The following is a 14761-nucleotide window of genomic DNA, read 5'->3' on the forward strand; positions in this document are numbered from 1 at the left end:
TGCTGCAATCTGCCGCACAGGAGATAATGATGGTCAAAACGCGTCCACGTCCCGCCGTGAATGGAGTCGCATCAGCGGATAGAGTGCTCACCGTTCTGTCTTCGTTTCAGATCGGAGACTCGGCCTTGAGCCTTGTGGAACTGGTCGAGCGCACCGGACTGATCAAAAGCACGATCATGCGTTTGATGGTTTCCCTGGAAACCTATGGCTTCGTCAATCGCCTTGCAGACGGTCGCTATATGCTCGCGAGCGAGGTCATGCGCCTCAATGCGGTGTACCAGGATGCTCTGGATCTTGAGCGGCATGTGTTGCCAAGACTGCACAAGTTGACCGGTGAAACCGGCGAGACGGCCTCTTTTTATGTGAAACACGGCGCCTATCGGTTGTGCCAGTACCGGGTCAACTCTCCTCACCGGCTGCGATTGCATATGCAGCCTGGAGACATGCGCCCCATGGACGGTGCGGCGAGTGCCGAAGCATTGCGTACCCCGTATGCCCGTGCGAAGGATGGACTGGAGCCTTTTTACTCCAGCGGTGCGACTGACCCGCATGCTGCCTCGATGGCTTTGCCCATTTTTGGCCCGCTGCATGAAAACATCGGAGCACTGGTACTTTCGGGCCCGTCCATGCGACTGACCGCTGACTACGCAAAAGCGATCCGGTCGATCTTCATCGAGGTGGCTGACGACCTGACGCGCAGCCTCGGAGGGAAAAGCTTCGGCGAGGAGAAGGTCACACACCGCGCGACGGCGGTAGACGAAGCGGTCTGACGCCGGCGTCAGTAGCCACTTCCATAAACAGCCGACTTGAAGCGCTGCGTCAGGCAGCGTTTCAAATCGTTATTGCCGCGCCTCAACTGACCTCTACGGATTTGGCATCCTCAAGCGCTTCACGCTTGCGGCTTCTGCCCATCACAAGCACGGCGATTGCACCGGCTGTGCACAGCGCGGCCAGAGGCAACAGAGCGATCGCATAACTTCCCGTGGCCTGATGGATAGCGCCATAAGCGTTGACCATGATCCCGCCTCCGATCAGATTCGCCAGAGCGCCGATGGCCGCCAGTCCGGCAGCTGCCGTGCTGCTCGAAAGCCAGTTGGACACCAGTGCCCAGAACGGACCTTTCATCGAGTAGGCGCCGATGAGCACCATGGTCAGCATCATCACAGTGGCGGGTAGAGAGGATGTGACCAGCGCCAGCAGCAGACCTGCCGTGATCAAAAACAACGTGGCGGAGGTGTGCCAGCGACGTTCATTGCTGCGGTCCGAGCTGCGCCCCCAGACGATCATGGCAACCGATGCAATACCGTAGGGAATGGCATTGACTAAGCCGATCTCCAGATTGCTCAGGCCAAAGCTTTTCAACAGTTGCGGTGCCCATACGCTCATGGTGCTGCCTGCTGCAGACGCGCCTGAATAGATAAGCGCCATGACCCATATGTCCTTGTGCTTGAGCAGCTTCCACAGCGAGATATGGCCGATATTGGTCTTGAGCTTGCGCTCTTCGTCCAGCTTGTTGACCAGCCAGGTGCGCTGCGCGTCATTCAGCCAGCGAGCCTGAGCGGGACGATCCGTGAGAATGAAAAGGCAGGCAATTCCCAGCAGTACCGCGGGGATCCCCTCAAGAATGAACAGCCAGTGCCAGCCCCTCATGCCCATCCAGCCGTCCAGTGTCAGCAGGTAGCCCGAAAGCGGCGAGCCCAGAAAGTTTGCACCTGGAATAGCGACCATGAAGATCGCCACCATGCGTGCTCGATAGGCTGACGGCAACCAGTAAGTCATGTACAGCAGCACCCCCGGGAAAAAACCTGCCTCGGCAGCGCCCAGCAGAAAGCGCATGACGTATAGCGAGTTGGCGCCCTGTACAAAAGCCGTACCTGCGGAAATCAGCCCCCAGGTGATCATGATGCGTGCAATCCAGATGCGCGCGCCGAATTTCTGCAGTGCCAGGTTGCTCGGCACCTCGACCAGAAAGTAGGAGACAAAGAACAGGCTGCTCGCGAAACCGAAGATCGCCGGGCTGAGGCCCAGGTCATGATTCATCTGCAGCGATGCCATGCCGATGTTGCCGCGGTCGATGATCGCAATCAGGTAACAGAGGATAAGGAATGGAAGCAGTCGCCATGCAACTTTGCGCATGGTAGTGCGCTCGAGTTCGGTGACCGGTTGAGTCGCTTGGGGGCGGGCCATGGTGCTCTCCTGTGTTTATTTTTGTGGAGAAACGGTAGATGTTCGCCCCGCCGGCCAGGCAGCGGGGCGCAAGCCGGATCAGCTATCGAGCAATTGGCGATTCACGACGCAGCGAGGATCAAGCGCGTCGCCTTCCCACACTTTCACGATCTGTTGAACGGCCAGCAGTCCCACGCGATCAAGGGATTCGGTGGTATTGGCACCCGTATGCGGTGTGGCAACGAGATTTGGCAGCTGCCACAGCGCGCTGTCGGCAGACGGTGGCTCCGGATTGAACGTATCCAGCCCCGCACCTGCGATTCTGTTGGCTTGCAGCGCCTGGATAAGCGCCTGGGTGTCGACCAGTTCACCACGGGCAGTATTGATCAGGATGCAGTTGGAGCGCATGCGGTTCAGTTGCGCGGTACTGATCAGGTTGCGATTTTCGTCAGTCAGCGGGCAATGCAGGCTGATGATATCGCTGGATTCGATCAGGCGGTCAAAGTCGGTTTCACGCTCGACGTTTGAACGTTCGGGTAGCGTTTTGAGGTAAGGGTCGAACACCTTGACCTTCATCTGCAAGGGCGCAACCAGATCCATCAGGATGCTGCCGATCGCCCCAAGGCCAACCAACCCCAATGTCTTGCCGGACAACTCGATGCCGTTGGCGGTGGCCTTATCCCAATGCCCCTGACGTGTACGGGCATCCAGCCAGGCAATTTGCCGAGCCACGCTGAACATGAGCGCAAAGGCATGTTCGGCCACGGATTGCGCGTTCGCCCCGAGGGCGATCATGACAGGGACACCTTTCTCTGCCGCCGCCTGAATATCGATGGTGTCGTAGCCGACCCCATGCTTGGCGACCGCCTTGAGCCTGGGGGACGCTTCGATCATTTCTCGCGTGAGCTTGCCTTGCCTGACGATGATCGCGTCGGGCTGCACGTCGCGGATGAGCGAAGTGAGCTCTTCAGCCGGCAGATAGGGGGTGGTGGGGAAAATCTGAATGCCCAGATCATTCGCATAGCTCATCGCGTTGTGTGCCAGGGCGGGGCCCGTCAGCAAAATCTTGCGGGTCATGGATGCGTACCTTGTTCTTGTTTGCGTCGCGTTTGGTGTGCGACCGGGCAGCGACTTCAACCCGATATCCAAACCCTACCATAATGAAATGACATTTCACTATCCTGATTTTTATCAGACTAAAAAAGTTTATTAATTATTTTTTACCGCTTGATTGATTCAAAATGAAATGTGATTCTGAAAATTCTTCTCCCAGCCTTTCGGCGGCAACCCATAATTTCAAGAGAGCCATGCCCCATGACGATTGGATTCCGAGTCCTCGAAGCAGCCCGCAAAGTCAGCGCCGAGTGGGTATCACGTTATCGCGACGTACCCGTCGCAAATGTCAGCGATTCGATGAATAGAATGACCGCAGGCGGCGCTCGCCTGCGTCCGATGCACCGCGAAGGCGTGCTGGCCGGACCTGCTCTGACCGTGAAAGCCCGGCCCGGTGACAACCTCATGTTGCATTACGCCATTGATATCGCCGAACCGGGCGATGTGATCGTGGTGGATGCGGGGGGAGACCTGAGCAACGCGCTCATCGGCGAGATGATGGTGGCCTATGCGGTGAAGCGTGGCGTGGCGGGCATCGTCATCAACGGCGCGATTCGGGACGCAGGGAGCATTGCTGCAGGGACATTCCCGATGTTTGCAGCAGGCATTTCCCACCGGGGCCCCTACAAGGACGGACCGGGTGAGATCAACGTGGCCATTGCGATCGACGGTATGGTGATCGAACCGGGTGATCTGGTCATAGGCGATGAGGATGGCTTGCTGTGCGTACCGTACGAGCATGTCGCCGACGTCTATGATCGAGCCGCGGCCAAGCACCATGCCGAACAAAAGCAACTGGAACAGATCGCCAGGGGAGAAAACGATCGCTCCTGGGTCCTGGAATCCTTGAAGAAAAAGGGCTGCCAGCTACCACAATAACTCGGCACATCAGGCGTAAGCACGGCCGTGGCGCAACGCTGCGCCGTGCCGTGCCGTTACGCCACGCCAGGCAGCAGACCAAGGCGGCCGGGATGCGAGTGCCGGACTTGATGCTCAGCGCTGAGCAGGTATCGTGTAGGCGACACGTTGAAAAAACCGCGGCCCTGAACCGGGCGACACGATATTTTCAAGGCGCGATGCAGAGACCTCATGGCGCTGACGGCACAAGGATTATGTTCATGAAAGCTTTTCAGATCGGATCTCAACAAGGCCTGGACGCGCTGACCGCGACCACTCGGCCCGAGCCGATCGCCGGGCCGGGGCAGGCCATCGTGGCGCCTCGCCTGGTGAGCCTTATCAGCCGGGATGTTCAAATCCTGCGTGGTACATACGGCCCCCGACAATTACCAGAGCGCATTCCCATGTCCGAAGGCGTGGGTGAAGTCATCGCCGTAGGCGAGGGCGTCAGCCAGGTCAAACCGGGCGACCGGGTCATCTGCGGTCACTTTCCCGGCTGGCTGCAGGGCGAATTTCGCACCAGCGTGTTCGCCCACGATGTCGGTGTAACCCATGACGGCTGGCTGGCTGAAAAAGTCGTATTGCCCGCCGCTGCCTTGATTCACGTACCGGACGCGTTGGCTGACAAGGACGTTGCCGCACTGGCATCTGCCGGTCTGACCGCCTGGAACGCGCTGATGGAGGTCTGCAAGGTCAAACCGGGTGAACTCGTCCTGTGTCTGGGGACCGGCGGAGTGGCGCTGGCCGCGTTGAAACTGGCCAGGCTTCACGGCGCACGCGTGGCGATCACCTCATCGAGTGACGAGAAGCTGGACATCGCGCGTCAGCTTGGCGCCGACATCACGATCAATTACCGCACGCACCCGGACTGGGCGGCTCAAGTCATGGCGCTCAGTGATAACGCCGGTGCCGACATCATTATCGAGACAGGAGGGCAGGACACCTTGGGACAATCGATCGCGGCGGCTGCCGTCAACGGCCGTATTGCCGTGATAGGCGTGACGCCAGGTCAGCACTCGCCGATTCCCGACTACCTGTCGCTGATCCTCAAAAACGTCACAATCAGAGGCATCGCCAACGGCAGCCGCGAGATGTTTGTCGACCTTATTCGAGCCATCGAGGCCAATGGAATTGAAACGGTAGTCGCCAGGACATTCAAATTCGCCGATGCCCCCGAAGCCTACGCATATTTCGCCGCCGCGCGGCACATTGGCAAGGTACTGATCGAGTTTGAACAGGGCTGAGGTTACCGCGCCTTAGCTGAACATATAGCGAAAGGCTTACACACGCCGAGGTGAATCAGCCCTGTACGACATGTTCGCGAAGTAGCAATCTATACCCATCAACCGTTGCGCAGGAGGCGCTTCGGAGGTCAGGGATGATCACCATTGCCGGGATGGCTACTGACAGGATGTTGGAATGGTATTGATAGAAAAACGACCCGCTTCGGCGGGTTTTTTTATGGGCGCAAGAAATGGCGCAATGCGCACATCGTCTGAACCGGTTGGTCGTTTACCCTCGACGTTGATCAGTCGAGCGCCGCGCTGGGGATGTACGACGTATGCCGGATGGCGCGGCGGTAGCGGTCTGGACGGACATCAACCGATCCACAGACCGCACCGCTGCATGGCGGGAAAATCCCTGAATATGGAACAACAATGAAACTGCCCTCGGCTCAGACTGCCGCCTGAAACATTTCTACAGGGGTGGGGTGCTGCACGCTATGCTCGGCATGCAACCAGCGAAGTAGCGCACTGCGACCCGCGATGCCCATTTTTACTGCCGCGCGCTTGAAGTAGCTTTCCACCGTGCTGACTTTCAGATCAAGCCTGTCCGCCAGTTGAGGCACAGTGAGACCGGCCAGCAGCCCGACGCACACTTCGGTCTCGCGCGAAGACAGGCTCAGTGCCGAGGCTTCCAGGCGACCCAGGAAACGCTGGCGCAGGCCTTCCATGGCATCTTTGTTTTTAAGGCTTTTTGTGACAGGCGAGGGGATTGTAGAAACAAGGGTAGGCGTCACAGTCGCAATATGCTGCTTTACGATGGGCAACACCACCCAGGACAGATCCTTGAGCCGGGCGCGCTCCTGACTGGTGAATGCCTTGGCAGAAGGGGATCGATAAACCGACAGCACATACTCCCCCTTGCCTGGGTAAGCGAGGTGTACCTGGGGGAAAGACGCGTGAGGAAGCAGATGACCTGGCTTTTCCTGTGCGTTGTAGGAGGGCGACTCAAACCTGATGGATCTGTCGACGCGAGTGTCTGCCAGTTCTGTCGGGCTCAACAGAACAGGCTCCAGACGTCTGCTGTCGATCCCCGGGTTGAGCACCTGGTGCAGATGTCCACCAAAGGCACCAACGGCGTGAGTGCCGGTTACTTCATTCGTGGATCGACTGAGTCCCTGAATGACATGAGTCGCATCCACGGGCAGCGAAGCGGTGATCATCTCGTGGAGCAAGCGGGCGAACTGGCGGCTTCCGATACCGGAGATCACTTTGCCGAGATGCGGAAAGAGCTGTTGCATGTTCATCGGGGTTCCTTTTTCCGTTTATAGAGAGACACGCCAAGGCGCAGCCTTGATTCAGCAATTAAGTAAGTCTTCTGTTTCTTCGATTCCTGCGGTCAGACAGGTTATATGTAGACCGCAATACAACATTCAAGCGGGCTGAACAGGAGTTTGAAAGTTAGGCGACAACGACGCCCGAGAGCTTGCAGTAGTAAAAAGTCAATCGTGTTACGAGAAGCGAGAACGCTAACCCTAAGCAAGGCACTCTTTAATAGCAGCAACTTTTTTATCGATGTTTATTGAGTCTGACGCTCCCTGTGGGACAGGGGGTAAATGCGAATCACTCTGAATACTTGAAAGGCCGGCAGACGATCGTCTTACCACAGCGCAGCAGCGCCTGGCCTGTGTTGAAAGTGCAGAGGTATCCAGTAACGTTGGCATGACGTTCAACTCCTGTCCCTATCCATGTTGTTAACGCATACGCACAGGGCGTGGCGATACGGGTCGTGCAGCACTGGCGTGTTTATATTAAGGTGATCATATACATTGCAAAGAGCTTTAATAAACTCCAACTGACCGGTGTGACCGAAAACTAACCATATAGTTCATGTTTCACGCTCCAATTGCAATAAAAAAAGTTTAATCAACACGCGATAGATTTCACACTATGCACAGCGACATCGCTGGGACGGGGGCATTCGACGCAGTATTACCGGATACGCTGCGCAGCGGGAAGAAGCGCATGACGCTTCGGCCAGCCGCTTTACTATTTATCGGGCTTGATAGCAAGTGAAGGAGTACTCATCGGTACGTTAGTGCACAGCAAATGCGCCTAACAACACCCCTCATCAGGGCACGCTTATTTTTATTTTACGTTCTGCTGGTTGCTCGACAGGCATTTTATAATTCTATTCGCCGCACAACAGTAGGTTCGCTCGGTTTAGCCGATGGATGGCTGGTTGACCGTGCAGCACGGACAGCCTCGTCGAGCGCATGATGCCGGTTAGCTTCGGCCGCCCGCCGGGTGAGACGAGCAAACAGGTAACCTTCTGCAGCACAGGGTGGTCACCCTGTCTGGGATACGCCCGTCATCCACTTGACCAGACCGTGTCGCCCCTTCACGCCAAGCTTCGCTCCGGCCCGCTTCAGATAGGTCTCGATGGAGCTGTTCTTGACGTGAAGCTTGTCGGCCAGCTCTGGAACCGTCGCGCCAGCCAATATGCCAAGGCATATTTCTTTTTCCCGCAACGACAGCCGGACCTCGGATCGACTCAGCTTCTCGTTGAATTCACGTTGAAGCTGGTGGCCGCCCTGTGTAACGGCTTCGTTGTCAGCATGCGCAGTGCACAAGGTACGGGTCGTCTGGGCATGTCGCTCCAGCAGGGGCAACAGGGCCTCTGAAAAGTTTTTCAAGAACGATAATTCGTGAAGTGAAAAGTCACGTTGGTGATGATCGCGGTGCAAGGAAATGACGCAGCGCCTGTTCGACTTGCGCGACACGAGATTGCAGTGATAGGTCCCGGAAGAACCCATGCTGCAGGGTGGCTTGAGATGAACGAGCAGAAAATCGTCCACATTGAGCATTCGAGCGAGCAGCATCTCCTGGTTCTGCGAGACACTCAGACTGAACGGCTTCTGGTCCGCATTCTCTTGCCCGAGGGGCTGAATGCTGATCACGTTTCCTTCGTTCTCGTCGATCGTCCATTCACTCAGGTCAAGTAAATCGATGGGGACGGTGGCCGCGATGATCTGGTACATATTCGCGGCAAATCCTGTATCACCCACGCTTGCGATTAACTTTCCCAATTCCAGAAAATACGCTGACTGATTTCCCGTCATTTGTAGATTGGCTTCCATTACACATTTGCCCCCATGGCGTTAGTCTCCAGCCCAACCAAAAGCAACCTCGCATACAGGGCAGCCCTCTCGATGCCTAGTAATGAGCATAATGTCTGATTGTAGGACAATATTACTGGCGCATTAAAGAATGTACACATAGGGGCTATTCCCAGTCTGTCGGGGAAAAGGGGGACAAACGTCTCGCTACACGCCAGTGCACCAGGGCTGACAGTGTCCGATAGCACCGGATAATCCTATAAGGGCCAACCCAGTGTGATGTCTCGGAATAAAGGATCCTTTAGCGGCTCACCGTTTCGGAAAATCGCCGTGTTGTAACTAACCAGGAATAAGGCTTATAGCGAAAACCGGCTGGCCAGTTGTCTCGAAAATAAGGTTCTTCATACCGCCGAGTGCATGGCCTGACGCCGTCGCTTTAGGGTGCTCAAACTATATTTCCGTTTTGCGCTCCAGACGCGGTGAGGTCTCCGCGAAAATGTCCCTGAATGCGGGGACAGACGCACACGGGTCCTGATGTTTCCATTACTACATGGCTGCAGGATGAATACCTGCCTCGCAGGATCGTCGTCGTGGAGAAGTAGAGATTCTCATGCACGCCCTTTATTTCAGTGTTGAGCCGCTGATTCATCCGAGATCCGTGACGCCCATTGAGCGGGGAATACAGTGAGCATTGTCGGCTTTTTCCGGAAATTGAATATCCGCAAAATCCTGTTGAGGATCGTATTGATCGATCTGGCGGTGTCGCTGGCTGGCTATGCCTTGTATAGGGGCGCCAGCGGGGAAGAAGAGACGGTCTTTCTCTCAGCCGCAGCAGAAGTGACGGACATTGAGTACGCCGTATCGGCACAGGGCGTGCTTCAGGGCCGCAATCAAGTGGACGTGGGAGCCCAGGTTTCCGGGCAATTGCAGTCCCTGAAAGTCAAACCAGGTGACAAGGTCAAAAGAAACCAGCTATTGGCAGAGATCGATCCACTGCCCGCCAAAAACGCTTTGCGCCAGGCGGTTGTCAAAGTCGAACAACTCAATGCGGAGCGAGACGCGACGCTGCATAAATTGAAACTTGCCGAGTCGAATGATCGCAGATATCAGGAGCTTGGCTCCACGGAGGCGGTTTCCAAAGCGGATCAGGACAAGGCCCGGTTCGAACTGGAGACCCAACGCGCCAACCTGGTATCGCTTACCGCACAATTACACACGGCCCATGTGAAGGAAGAAGCTGCGCGCATCAAGCTCGATTACACACGAATCTTCGCACCAATGGACGGTCAGGTCCTCGCCATCGTTACTCAGGAGGGCCAGACGGTCATCGCAGACCAAATGGCACCTGTCATTCTGAAGATGGCACAACTCGACACCATGATCGTGAAAGCACAGATTTCCGAAGCCGATGTGCTCAAGATCCAATCCGGTCTTCCGGTTTACTTCACTATCCCGGGCGAGCCTGACAGGCACCATGACGCCACCCTCAAGGCGATCGAGCCGGGCCCTGTGGACGCCGCAAGCCCGTCTGGCACCACAGGCGAAAACAGCAAAGCCGTCTTCTACAACGCTCTTTTCGATGTCCCCAACCTTGAAAACCGCTTCTACATCAACATGACCGCTAACGTGCGAATTGTGCTCGAGGCAAAGAAAGGCGTGTTGACGATTCCTGTTGCCGCACTGGGTGATCGGCGGGAAGACGGCACCTACAGCGTAAGAGTGCTGGGCGAAGGTACCGAGGTCAGAACAGCGTACGTAGAGCCGGGTATCAATAATAAAGTCAGGGTCGAAATACGTTCGGGGCTTCAAGCAGGCGACAGGGTTGTCATCGGAGAGCGGGGCGGTGTGGAAGGTGTTTGAGCGTATGACCAGGAGGTGCTGGATAATAAGAACATCCAGCACAGTTGTAAGCCGACGTTAAATCGATAACGGGCACGTTGCAGGCGTCTGATTGATGAATTGGGCGTGTGTTTCAAAAGTCAGGTCAACAGTGGATTAACAGGCGACGCCGGCGTCAGGACTTTCCTGACGCCGTCAGCGTTTGCTCATTCGCCAGTCGTTTTCATTCCTGGAAACCAGGCGGGCTTGAAAATAAACCTATTCTGGAGTGTTAGGTATGGCCATGTATTACGTTGCAATTGCAATGCTCACCGTGCTGCTGGTGCCAGGGCCGACCAATTCGCTGTTGCTACAGTCAGGGATCAGTCGCGGGCTGAGCCTGTATTCGCTGAAGCTGGTCGCGGCCGAATGGGCGGCTTATGTGATTCAGATCAGCGCGTGGGGCTTATCCATTGATGCGCTGATCGAACACTATGGTTGGGTGGTGGTGACGACCAAGGTTCTGGCCGTGATGTTCCTGTTTTACATTTCTCTGAAACTGTGGTTTTCGATTCACCAGGACCCCGACGGAAAGCCATCGCCGATTTCGGTCTCCGCGTTGTTTTTGGCAACACTCAATAATCCGAAAGGGCTGTTTTTCGCCACACTCGTAGCCCCCGCCGGGACGTTTTTGCACGTGGAAAGCTATCTTTCATTCATGACGGTTTTTTCCCTGGTCGTTCTTCCTGTCGGTATGACATGGGTTGCGCTGGGTGCCGTATTTGGTCGAAAACTACCGTCGATAATATCGGGCAATCGAGTCAACCGATTAGTGTCATTGGTGATAGGACTGTTCGCGATTATTGCGTTGTATAACGTCGCTGCTACAACGATGTTCACCTGAACTTCCCACCCCGGTGGTGCTCCGTCACTGCGCCATCTCTTAACGATGTATCTAACGTTGATTGTGCTTATGTGCTTAGTAAATGTTGGAGTAGTCAGGTGAGCTATCGAGACATCGTGCTCAGCGACGAGGAAGAAATCGAGTTGAGGCAACGTGTGAGTTCAGCGACGATCAGCCCTCGCGAAAGCCGCCGGGCGCAGGTGATTTTGCTCGCTGCACAAGGCTGTTCTCGTAACGAGATTGCCAGGTTGACCGGGCTATCGGTTGTTTCAGTCACACGCTGGTGCAAGCGTTTTCGAGAACTGCGTCTGCCAGGCCTGGTGGATCTTCCTGGACGAGGTCGCAAGGCATCCCTGCCAGCCGAGGCGTTGAAACAAATCCTTGATCAAGTCACCCAGCCATGTATCGGCCACGCCCGATGGAGCTGTCGAAGCATGGCGAAACTCGTCGGTATATCGCCGGCCAGCGTCCAGCGCATCTGGGCCGCCCATGACATAAAGCCGCACCTGACACACGCGTCAAAACTATCCAGCGATTCGGGTATTGAAGATGAATCCGGGGAGACTGGCGGAGGTATATCCGAAACGTCCGAATAAGGCGTTGGTGTTCCGTTGTGATGAGCAACGCCAGGTACAGGCTTTGGAGCACACCCGACCAGGGCTCTCGAGGGAGCACCTGTCCGATCCGGTACCGCATGGCAAACTGAATTACCTGCAGGACGCTGGATCAGATCAAGTGAAAGCCGGTATCCGCCTTGGCTGAAATGCCTGAACTGAATACCGGCGCGCACAGGATTACTGATGAGACGCAGCCCGCTGCGCCGGGTTGCTTTCAGCCATGATTGGCCATTGGCTCGCGGCGCGCATGTATCAGATCACGCGGCGAATAAAAACCCTGCACCAGGCGATTCTTTGACCGGTACTCGCACATCACAAGCAGAGTGTCCGGGAGAGGGATAATCGCGGGTTCATGCTTGACCACCATGATTTTGCCGCCCGAGCGAAGGCGTACATGTGCTCCAGGTTCGAATGTGCCCATCTTCAGTTCCTCCTCACAAGGGTTTTGATGTCCGCTCCGTCCAGCCGCCGCCCAACGCCTTGTAGAGATTGACTTCGGCGGTCAGTTGCGACAATCGGTCGGTGATCAGGTTTTGTTGAGCGCTGAATAAAGAGCGTTGGGCGTCGAGAAATGTCAGGCTGTTGTCGACGCCGATACGGTAACGACGTTCGGCAAGGCGGTAGTACTCCTGGTTTGCCTGTACAAGGTCGCTCTGCGCCTTCAACTGACGCTTGTAGGTCTGACGCGCAGCCAGGCCATCGGAGACCTCCTGAAAGGCGGTCTGTATCGATTTTTCGTACTTTGAAACGCTTATATCCTTCTGGATCTTCGAGTAATCCAGGCTTGCCCGCAGACTGCCGGCGTTGAAAATCGGGATATCGATCTGCGGCGAAAACACCCAGCCTCCAGAGCCGGCTTTAAACAGGCCGGACAGCTCGGTGCTGGATGTACCGGCGTTTGCCGTCAGGGTAATGCTCGGGAAGAATGCCGCTCGCGCAGCACCGATGCTGGCGTTGGCCGACTGCAACTGGTATTCGGCCTCGAGAATGTCAGGGCGTCGTTGCAGCAGGTCAGAAGGCAGCCCCGCAGGCACTTCGGCGAGCCATTCCGAAGACAGCGGTCGGTCGGGCGCGCTGTCCGCAACCGTGGTGCCCACCAGCAAGGTCAGGTTGTTGAGATCCTGCGCGACCTGGCGCTGGAACGTCGCCAGACTTGCCCGTGCGCTCTCCACCGACGTGCGCGACTGGGCCAGGTCCAGTGACGAAGAAGCGCCCACTTGCTGGCTGCGAGTGGTCAGCTTCAGGCTCTTTTCGTAGGACATCAGCGTGTCCTGAGTCAAGGCCAACAGTTCCTGGTCGGCACGCCAGGTCAGGTAGGCAGTTGCGACACTCGCCACCAGGCTCAGTTGAGTGCTGCGCCGGGCCTCTTCGCTGGACAAATAGGTGAGCGAGGCCTGATCGCTGAGGCTGCGTATGCGTCCGAACAAATCCAGCTCGTAGGAGCTGATACCCAACGTCGCCGAATAACTACCACTGGTCACCGGGGCGCCGGTCTGCGTGATACTGGCCGGCTGGCGCTGCCGGGTACCGCTGCCCGTGGCGCTGATCGCGGGGAACAAATCGGCGCGCTGAATGCGATATTGCGCCTGATAGGCCTCGACGTTGAGCGCTGCCACACGCAAGTCACGATTGTTGAGCAGGGCGCTTTCGATAAGCTGTTGCAGCGTCGGGTCGCGGAACAGGTCACGCCATCCCATATCCGCCGCCAGCGGTCCTGAGAGTGCTGGCGCGTAGCTGGAAGATTGTGGGTAGTGTGCGGGAACCGGTGCTGCCGGGCGCTGATAATCAGGAATCAACGAGCAGCCGCTCAGGGACAGCGCAGCAAACAGCCAGGGGCCAAGAAATCTGTTCATTCTGCGCCTACCATCCACTTGGCCAACCCATGTCGACCGCTGATACCCAGCTTGGCGGCGGAACGTTTGAGGTAGGTTTCGACAGAACTGCTCTTGACGCAAAGTTTCTCTGCGATCTCGGGAACTGTGCCGCCCGCGAGGAACTCCAGGCAGGCCTCTTTCTCCCGTGCGGAGAGCGAAACGTCGCAGGCACGCAAGCGTTCGTTAAACTCGCTTTGCAGGTGCTTGTACTCATCGGAAAGCGGGCCGTGCAACAGTGTGCGTCCAGCACTTTTCATACCGGATTGGCGATGGGCACGTGCGTGTCGCTCCGATAAAGGCAGCAGGGTCTCCGAGAGGTATTTCAAAAAAGACAGCTCTTGCAACGAGTAATCTTTGTCGGCTTGCGGGCGGTGCAACGAGATCACACAACAGCGATTGGCCTTGCGCGAGATCATGCTGCACTGGTGCGAGGTACCGACAAAGTCATTGCCTTTTTCGTTTTTCATCCGGGCATTCAGGTGAATCAGCAGGTCGTCCTCCACCTCCAGCACCCGCTTGACCAACGGGTGGTCGTGGCGGTGCCTGGCGTGTGTGGGACACAACGTCTGCAACTGCGGATTCAACTCAGTGCCCGCATAGCCCAACAACTGCACATCTGTCACCGCCGACTGATTGTCGTCAACGGTCCACTCGCTCAATTCGACACGGCTGACGGCCAGCGATGTATTGATGAACTGGTGCATGTTGCTCAGAAACATGTCATTTCCGACGCTGGCCACCAACTTCCCGAGTTCCAGATAAATGTGCGGTTTCACTTCATCTTTGGCATTCGCTTGTCGGTTCATATGTCTATTCCTGCAGATCAGAAGTTGCGTGCAATGCTGTCGATCAGACTGTGAGTTCCGTCCTCCGCACGCTCAAATCCTTTGCGCCTTGACATCAATCGAATCCGGTATCACGCGTGAATGTCTTCACAAAAAACGATTCAGCTCGAGGTTCCCATTAAGCTGAGTTGCGCAGGAAAAGTCTGTCACGGGATACCGGGACATCCTGCGCAACCGAGCGGTTA

At 56.4% G+C, this 14761-nt stretch carries 12 protein-coding genes and 1 pseudogene; 6 read left to right on the forward strand and 7 right to left on the reverse strand.

Going from position 1 to position 14761, the window contains the following annotated elements:
* Positions 1-29 precede the first annotated feature (29 nt).
* Positions 30-770, forward strand: a complete 741-nt coding sequence (locus PI739_RS19225; RefSeq protein WP_042931175.1) for an IclR family transcriptional regulator — start codon at positions 30-32, stop codon at positions 768-770.
* Between the two features lie 82 nt (positions 771-852).
* Here the strand turns inward: PI739_RS19225 and PI739_RS19230 are convergent, their stop codons facing one another.
* Positions 853-2187, reverse strand: coding sequence for an MFS transporter (locus PI739_RS19230; RefSeq protein ID WP_096120592.1), 1335 nt, complete (start codon positions 2185-2187; stop codon positions 853-855).
* Positions 2188-2265: 78 nt separating this feature from the next.
* A complete protein-coding gene (locus PI739_RS19235) occupies positions 2266-3243 on the reverse strand; it encodes a hydroxyacid dehydrogenase (protein WP_003372913.1) in 978 nt (325 codons plus the stop codon).
* A 237-nt stretch (positions 3244-3480) separates the two neighbouring features.
* On the opposite strand from PI739_RS19235, the gene PI739_RS19240 reads away from it, so the two are divergent.
* Both PI739_RS19240 and PI739_RS19245 read left to right on the forward strand, forming a co-directional pair.
* Positions 3481-4158: an RraA family protein gene (locus PI739_RS19240; RefSeq protein ID WP_096105827.1), complete on the forward strand. Its 678-nt coding sequence runs from the start codon at positions 3481-3483 to the stop codon at positions 4156-4158.
* Positions 4159-4397: 239 nt separating this feature from the next.
* Entirely contained in the window at positions 4398-5420 is a 1023-nt protein-coding gene (locus tag PI739_RS19245; protein ID WP_044308095.1) for a zinc-dependent alcohol dehydrogenase family protein, read from the forward strand.
* A 431-nt stretch (positions 5421-5851) separates the two neighbouring features.
* Here the strand turns inward: PI739_RS19245 and PI739_RS19250 are convergent, their stop codons facing one another.
* Together PI739_RS19250 and PI739_RS19255 are read right to left on the reverse strand one after the other, a co-directional pair.
* Positions 5852-6706, reverse strand: a complete 855-nt coding sequence (locus PI739_RS19250) for a helix-turn-helix transcriptional regulator (RefSeq protein WP_003372919.1) — start codon at positions 6704-6706, stop codon at positions 5852-5854.
* Between the two features lie 1041 nt (positions 6707-7747).
* Positions 7748-8521, reverse strand: a complete 774-nt coding sequence (locus tag PI739_RS19255; RefSeq protein ID WP_003433924.1) for a helix-turn-helix transcriptional regulator — start codon at positions 8519-8521, stop codon at positions 7748-7750.
* Positions 8522-9202: 681 nt separating this feature from the next.
* Between PI739_RS19255 and PI739_RS19260 the strand changes: the two genes are divergently transcribed.
* From PI739_RS19260 to PI739_RS19270, 3 genes and pseudogenes are all read left to right on the forward strand, one after another.
* Positions 9203-10378 (forward strand): efflux RND transporter periplasmic adaptor subunit, encoded by a 1176-nt coding sequence (locus PI739_RS19260; RefSeq protein ID WP_161428917.1) that lies wholly within the window; start codon positions 9203-9205, stop codon positions 10376-10378.
* A 256-nt stretch (positions 10379-10634) separates the two neighbouring features.
* Entirely contained in the window at positions 10635-11240 is a 606-nt protein-coding gene (locus tag PI739_RS19265; protein ID WP_003372924.1) for a LysE family translocator, read from the forward strand.
* Between the two features lie 98 nt (positions 11241-11338).
* Positions 11339-11957: pseudogene (locus PI739_RS19270) on the forward strand (helix-turn-helix domain-containing protein); the annotation flags it as partial.
* 114 nt (positions 11958-12071) lie between these two features.
* Here the strand turns inward: PI739_RS19270 and PI739_RS19275 are convergent.
* Genes PI739_RS19275 through PI739_RS19285 form a run of 3 tightly spaced genes read right to left on the reverse strand, consistent with a single transcriptional unit; the run spans position 12072 to position 14537 of the window.
* Positions 12072-12278, reverse strand: coding sequence for a hypothetical protein (locus tag PI739_RS19275; protein WP_003372929.1), 207 nt, complete (start codon positions 12276-12278; stop codon positions 12072-12074).
* 13 nt (positions 12279-12291) lie between these two features.
* The gene (gene adeC / locus PI739_RS19280) at positions 12292-13710 is read right to left on the reverse strand and encodes an AdeC/AdeK/OprM family multidrug efflux complex outer membrane factor (RefSeq protein ID WP_146050555.1); all 1419 of its coding nucleotides are present in this window, start codon (positions 13708-13710) and stop codon (positions 12292-12294) included.
* Positions 13707-14537 (reverse strand): helix-turn-helix transcriptional regulator, encoded by an 831-nt coding sequence (locus tag PI739_RS19285; RefSeq protein WP_103736353.1) that lies wholly within the window; start codon positions 14535-14537, stop codon positions 13707-13709. Before PI739_RS19285 ends, adeC begins: the two co-directional genes overlap by 4 nt.
* Positions 14538-14761 lie beyond the last annotated feature (224 nt).

Source organism: Pseudomonas cerasi (genome assembly GCF_027983475.1).
Classification (GTDB): Bacteria; Pseudomonadota; Gammaproteobacteria; order Pseudomonadales; family Pseudomonadaceae; genus Aquipseudomonas; species Aquipseudomonas cerasi.

What these genes read in the sequence shown, in the direction of transcription:
- PI739_RS19225 (WP_042931175.1), top strand. Translation starts at nt 30, where the DNA reads ATGGTCAAAACGCGTCCACGTCCCGCCGTGAATGGAGTCGCATCAGCG.
- PI739_RS19230 (WP_096120592.1), bottom strand. Translation starts at nt 2,187, where the DNA reads ATGGCCCGCCCCCAAGCGACTCAACCGGTCACCGAACTCGAGCGCACT.
- PI739_RS19235 (WP_003372913.1), bottom strand. Translation starts at nt 3,243, where the DNA reads ATGACCCGCAAGATTTTGCTGACGGGCCCCGCCCTGGCACACAACGCG.
- PI739_RS19240 (WP_096105827.1), top strand. Translation starts at nt 3,481, where the DNA reads ATGACGATTGGATTCCGAGTCCTCGAAGCAGCCCGCAAAGTCAGCGCC.
- PI739_RS19245 (WP_044308095.1), top strand. Translation starts at nt 4,398, where the DNA reads ATGAAAGCTTTTCAGATCGGATCTCAACAAGGCCTGGACGCGCTGACC.
- PI739_RS19250 (WP_003372919.1), bottom strand. Translation starts at nt 6,706, where the DNA reads ATGAACATGCAACAGCTCTTTCCGCATCTCGGCAAAGTGATCTCCGGT.
- PI739_RS19255 (WP_003433924.1), bottom strand. Translation starts at nt 8,521, where the DNA reads ATGACGGGAAATCAGTCAGCGTATTTTCTGGAATTGGGAAAGTTAATC.
- PI739_RS19265 (WP_003372924.1), top strand. Translation starts at nt 10,635, where the DNA reads ATGGCCATGTATTACGTTGCAATTGCAATGCTCACCGTGCTGCTGGTG.
- PI739_RS19275 (WP_003372929.1), bottom strand. Translation starts at nt 12,278, where the DNA reads ATGGGCACATTCGAACCTGGAGCACATGTACGCCTTCGCTCGGGCGGC.
- adeC (WP_146050555.1), bottom strand. Translation starts at nt 13,710, where the DNA reads ATGAACAGATTTCTTGGCCCCTGGCTGTTTGCTGCGCTGTCCCTGAGC.
- PI739_RS19285 (WP_103736353.1), bottom strand. Translation starts at nt 14,537, where the DNA reads ATGAACCGACAAGCGAATGCCAAAGATGAAGTGAAACCGCACATTTAT.